Annotated in this window: 5 protein-coding genes; 3 read left to right on the forward strand and 2 right to left on the reverse strand. The window is 43.3% G+C overall.

The genetic code is table 11. The features are described from left to right. From AB3112_RS07520 to AB3112_RS07530, 3 genes are all read left to right on the forward strand, one after another. On the forward strand, positions 1–689 hold a 689-nt coding region (locus AB3112_RS07520; RefSeq protein ID WP_367334215.1), incomplete at its 5' end, for an exonuclease SbcCD subunit D. Next, a complete protein-coding gene (locus AB3112_RS07525) occupies positions 686–3,271 on the forward strand; it encodes an AAA family ATPase (RefSeq protein ID WP_367334216.1) in 2,586 nt (861 codons plus the stop codon). The genes AB3112_RS07520 and AB3112_RS07525, both read left to right, overlap by 4 nt. An 11-nt stretch (positions 3,272–3,282) precedes the next feature. Next, positions 3,283–4,278, forward strand: coding sequence for a 3'-5' exoribonuclease YhaM family protein (locus AB3112_RS07530; protein WP_084975259.1), 996 nt, complete (start codon positions 3,283–3,285; stop codon positions 4,276–4,278). Positions 4,279–4,341: 63 nt separating this feature from the next. Here the strand turns inward: AB3112_RS07530 and AB3112_RS07535 are convergent, their stop codons facing one another. Together AB3112_RS07535 and AB3112_RS07540 are read right to left on the reverse strand one after the other, a co-directional pair. After that, positions 4,342–5,223, reverse strand: coding sequence for a peptidylprolyl isomerase PrsA (locus AB3112_RS07535; protein ID WP_084975261.1), 882 nt, complete (start codon positions 5,221–5,223; stop codon positions 4,342–4,344). A 131-nt stretch (positions 5,224–5,354) separates the two neighbouring features. Further along, positions 5,355–5,601: hypothetical protein (locus AB3112_RS07540; RefSeq protein ID WP_367334217.1), on the reverse strand; the 247-nt coding region annotated here is incomplete at its 5' end.

Consider the following 5,601-nt stretch of genomic DNA (forward strand, 5'->3'; position numbering starts at 1 on the left):
ATCAGCTTGAAGAAAAGGGGTACGACTACTGGGCCCTTGGACACATTCACAAGCGACAGGCACTTAATAAACAAGGCACCATTAACTATTCCGGCAATACTCAGGGACGTCACATCAACGAAACTGGTGAAAAAGGATTTCTGTTGGTTGAAAGTGATGGCGGCCAACTGACATCTCACTTCCAGTCAACTGCGCCAATTATTTGGGATTTTATGGCCGTTTCGGTCGCTCAGCAACCAGTTAAACAGCTTGCGGAATCGATTATGAGCCAGTTAGCCGATCAACATTTTGACCAGTTGCACCTCTTAAGACTTCAACTAAAAAGCGATCAGCAACTTGATTCAGAACTGTTGGGTCAAATTGCCTCTGGTGAGTTGCTTGACGCTATTCAACAAATTAATCGTGATAAATGGCGTCAGCTCAATTGTTGGGTGACATCCCTTAAGGCGCCAGTGGAGAAAAACGTTGTTTATAGTGCGATTGATCAGACATATTTTAATCAAGCCAGGGATGAAACCCTCACAGACGATGCCTATAATCAAATTTTAAAAGCATTTGACAAACAACCGGCCTTTATCAAAGATGAATTGAATCAGGCCGACATTAAGCAATCGGTTTTTGATGATGCCAGTGCAATTCTGCGCGAAAATGTGGTTAACGAACACGACAAGGAGGACGGCGACAAGTGATTATTAAAGCGCTCAATATCTATGGCTTTGGCCAGTGGATCGACCAGCAGATCACGATTCAAGATCCTCTTCAGGTTGTGTATGGTCCTAACGAAGCCGGAAAAAGCACGATCCTCGCCTTTATCAAAGGAATCTTATTTGGATTTACTGATAAAAAGCATTCGATTCATGGTCAATACCAGCCAAAGGGCAATGCGCCATATGGGGGAGAAATTACCTTCTCTGCCAATCAGCATACCTATAAGATTGTTCGAACCGGCTTAAAGTACGGCGGAACGGTTAAGTTTTATGATTTAGATAACGATACGGAATTAACTGAAACTGATTATCAGAACCTGATTGGGCCGATTGATCGAACAACCTATGATCGATTATTTTATTTTGGCGATGTAAATCAAAGTGAATTCTACAAGATGGGGAGAAGCGAATTGGCAACTCGCATTCAGTCAATTGGCGTTGCTGGTGCCAATGATTGGATGGGACTGCAAGATCAATTAGATAAGGATTCGGCCGGCATTTATGCACCTCGAGGTCGGACTAAAGAGATTAACGTCCAGATTGCCGATTATAAAAAATTGGAAAGCCAGGTACGAGATGCCCGAGATGACTTTCCCCATTACCAAGACCTGCAACAGCAACTAAAAGAATCCCGGGACCAGTGGGCGCGGCTGCCGGAACAACGCAAAACTGCCTCTGATGAACTTGGAAAAAATCGCCAATTACAATCTTTGATACCGGTTGTTAATCAGCTGGCTCAGTTGGAAGGGGTCAATGAATCCAAGATAAGAAAAGGCTTTTCAGATGATGATCATACTGATTTCAACGATTTAAAGCTTAAATTAGCAGCTCAGGCCAATCAATTGTCCGAAAAGCAAGCTGAGTATGCGAAGCGCCAGGCTGGCATTTCCAAGACCCCTGGACAAGCGTTTTACGAGAGCCACCAGGAACGCATCGATCGGTTATATGGCCAACTCGCGAGTCAGTCAAATTTAGGCTATCAGGTTGAAACTGCCCAGCAACAGGTTGCCGAAGCTGCCAAACAGTTAACTGATCAAAGTGAGGCTGTTGCTCACAATGCTAAAGGTGAGATTCCAAAGGCTTTTTCGGCTGATGAATTAAATCAGGTAAATAACCTGTTACGCACCCAACAAAATCTGACCGACCAAATTAATCAGTCGCAAAAACGACGGGCTCATCAACCGGAGCAACCACAGTCACGTACCGGCTTGATTTATTACGGAATTGCCGGGGCATTACTGGTTGCAGGGGTGATCCTTAGTCTGTTTACCTCATTTGGGTGGATCGGCTTTGTGCTGGCAATTGTGGCTGCAGGGGCGGGTTGGTACGTTGCCAAGCAGAGTCAATCTGTGACACCTGAGGCACCTGTCGTCGATATTGACGCGTTAAATCGCCAATTAAGCCAGGTTCAACAACAATTAACCACCATTAGTGAGCGGTTTGGGTTGGCTGGTATTCCGGAAGACGACTGGATCGGCATGCAGGCGAGCCTCAGCCAGATTGCCACCTTTCAGCAGACATTGTCAAAACGACAAGCTGAACTCAATGATAAGCAGACGACTTACAATCAATTCATTGATCAATGGCAATTTGCCAGAGATTGGTTGAAATTTGACCGTTCAAAGCCCAGCGACGCGCTGATGACAGTTACGCAAACTGTTCAGCGGTGGCAAAAACTAGCGGCAGCTTATCAACAAAAGCAAGCACAACTTGCTACTTTGCAGACCACAATTCAACATCTCAAGGACGAACAGGACGCGTTAACGAAACAAAAAACGGCCTTTTTAAATGATCGAAAAGTCCAATCAGATGATGAATTTGAACAGGTATACAAGGCTCAAAAGAGGTTGGTTGACCAGTTAAAGCAAAAGCATATTTTTGAGCAGCAGCTTGCTGCAACCAAGGTTCAGATTCCCGATCAGCTTGATGCCAAGGCGCTGGATGATTTGGTCGTCAACCAAAATCAGCAAGTTCAAACGCTTAGTGAACAGATTGATGGATTGACCCAGAAAGTCACTCAGCTAAACACTGAGATCAATGGGCTGATTAAAAATGGCCAATACTATCAATTGCGACAAGACTTGGCCAATAAGCAGACCGAAATTATTGACAACGTTCAGCGTTACGTTGCGTTAAAACTCGGGTCTCAATGGATTCAAGCTGTGTTGAACATTGCCAGCAAGGGCCGACTGCCTAAAACACTGACACTTGCCAAAAGATACTTTGCAACTTTGACAAATGATGCTTATAAAGATATTATTTTCAAAAATGAGATTTCAGTGGTTAGAGAAGATGACGTCCGTTTTCCGGTTAACGAGCTTTCAACTGGGACGATGGAACAGTTGTACTTAGCGTTGATTATGTCGATGGCGGTTGGGTTCAGTGATCAATACCCGATGCCAATCATGATTGACGATGGATTTGTTAATTTTGACCAATCAAGACGACACGCCGCAAACCAGATGCTTAAGCAGGTGAGTGAACAGACGCAAGTTTTGTACTTTACGGCTAATCTTGAGCGTGAATTTGATGCCGGCACGGTCTTGGATTTGGGTAAGCTTTAGGAGGTGGTTTCATGGCAAAGCAGTTAATGGATGTTAAGTTGAATGAACAGTTTGAAATGTACGTGCTCTTAAAGGACGCCAAAAAGCGGGTTGCCAAGAATGGAAACATGTTTTTGTCACTGGTGTTTCAAGATAAATCAGGCGATATTTCCGGCAAATTTTGGGATGCAACCCCCGAAAATGCCAAGGAGTTCGTGGCCGGCAAGGTAGTTTTACTGAAGGGAAAGCGGGAAGTGTACATGAATTCCCCACAGATTAAAATTCTGTCCATGCGGCTGGCCAACCAAAGCGAACCCCATGATCCGCTGATGTTTATCAAAAAGGCCGGCATGTCGCGAGACCAGATGGAAGAGTATATTAACCAGACAATCTTCGAAATTACCAACGCGACTTACAACCGGGTTGTCAGGGCGCTGATTACAAAGCATGCTGATCGCTTCTATGATTTTCCGGCAGCAAAGTCCAACCACCATGATTTTGCAGGTGGCTTGGCATTTCATACGATTTCGATTCTAAAACAAGCTCATGCCATCGTCAGTCAATACGATGGTATCAATGCCCCGTTATTGTACGCTGGGGCGATTCTCCATGATTTGGGTAAAACGACCGAGCTTTCCGGTCCAATCGCCACAGAGTACACTTTAGCGGGCGATTTGTTGGGGCATTTAAGTATCATGGATGCAGAAATCGTAGAAGCTGCCGACAAACTAGGAATCGATCAGGACTCCCAGGATTTAATCATGCTTCGGCACATGGTTTTATCCCATCACGGATTGCTTGAATACGGTTCGCCTGAGCGGCCAAAGATGTTGGAGGCAGAGATTTTACACCATTTGGATGAATTAGACGCCACAATTGTTATGATCCAGGGCGCTTTGAAGAATGTCCAGCCGGGTGAATTTAGTGACCGGGTATTTGGGCTTGATAATCGGCGCTTTTATAAACCCAAAAAGGTGATTGAACCAAAACAAAAGCCTGACAAACCGACGCAAGGTGAGCTTTTATAATTGATGAGCAGCTAAAAAGGGATTGGACAATTTGTCCAATCCCTTTTCTATGAACGATTTTAATTACTTCTTAGTTGAACTAGTTGAGAGGTAATCTGACAAGACGTTTTGAAGGTCTTTATCTTGGATGGTAACTTTACCTTTCTTAAGAACCTTTGATACAACTGAATGCAAGGTGTTGCTGTCAGACATCTTTGATGTCACGATTTGATCCTTTAATTCAGCTTCATGTTGTTTGTAAGTGCCCTTGGCTGGATGGTTAACCATTTGAATAACTTGGTAACCATACTGAGTCTTAACAGGGGTCTTAGTATATTCGCCGTTCTTTAACTTGAAGGCAGCAGTCTTGAAGTTAGAGTCCAACGTTGTGTTGGTGTTGTCGAATGGTGAAATTCGGCCACCCTTGTTCTTAGTTGCGGTGTCAGTGGAATACTTTTTAGCCAAGCTTGAGAAGCTCTTGCCGGCCTTAAGTTGTTTGATAACTGTTTCTGCAGTTGATTTCTTTGAAACCAAGATTTGGTTAACAGTTACTTTTGGTTGGTATGACTTGAATTGAGTCTTTAATTGTGCATCAGTAATTGTGATGTTGTGCTTAACGGCTTCCTTCAATAAGAGGTTTGAGCGAATTGAATCCTTCAATGATGAAGCAGTCATGCCGTTTTGTTGAAGAACTGAGTTAAACGATGAACCGTATTGTTTCTTGTATTTCGCAAATTCACTGTTAACTTGTTTGCTCGTAACATCCTTACCGTATTGTTTTTCCAAGACCTTGTTTAAGATCATTTGTTGCAATACTTGTTTACCACTTGAGGTACTCTTCAAGCTGCTGTAATAAGCACTTTCTGTAATTTTACCGCCGTTAGTTGTTGCAACAGTTTTGCTGCCACAAGCTGCAAGAGTAAAACTCATCAGTACGCCGGCTAAAACGATTAGCCATTTTTTCATACAAAAACACATCCATTTCCTAAAAGTATTCGTCTGCAAAGCAAACGTTCTTGACAATAATAACATAATAACCGTTTTTTATATAATGCCGCAAAGAATTTAAACAAATATTCATATTTTGTTTGGAAGCTTTACTTCATTTTTTCAGAATATTTATTAATTTCTTCGAGCCGCGGTTGAATTTTAAACATCGCGTCGTCCACTTCCCTTTGGATTTCAGAGACTGTCGATTCGAGGATCGGCAGCTGGAATTTGAAGTGAGCCATCGCGTCTTTGAAGCCGTCATAGGCATCCTTCCAGTCCGCTGTCTTTTGTTTCTTATCATAATAGGTCGATTTAGCCCGCTCGACGAATTCAGACGGTGTTTCGTTTCGGCTG

The organism is Lentilactobacillus sp., assembly GCF_040773105.1.
GTDB classification, from domain to species: Bacteria; Bacillota; Bacilli; order Lactobacillales; family Lactobacillaceae; genus Lentilactobacillus; species Lentilactobacillus parabuchneri.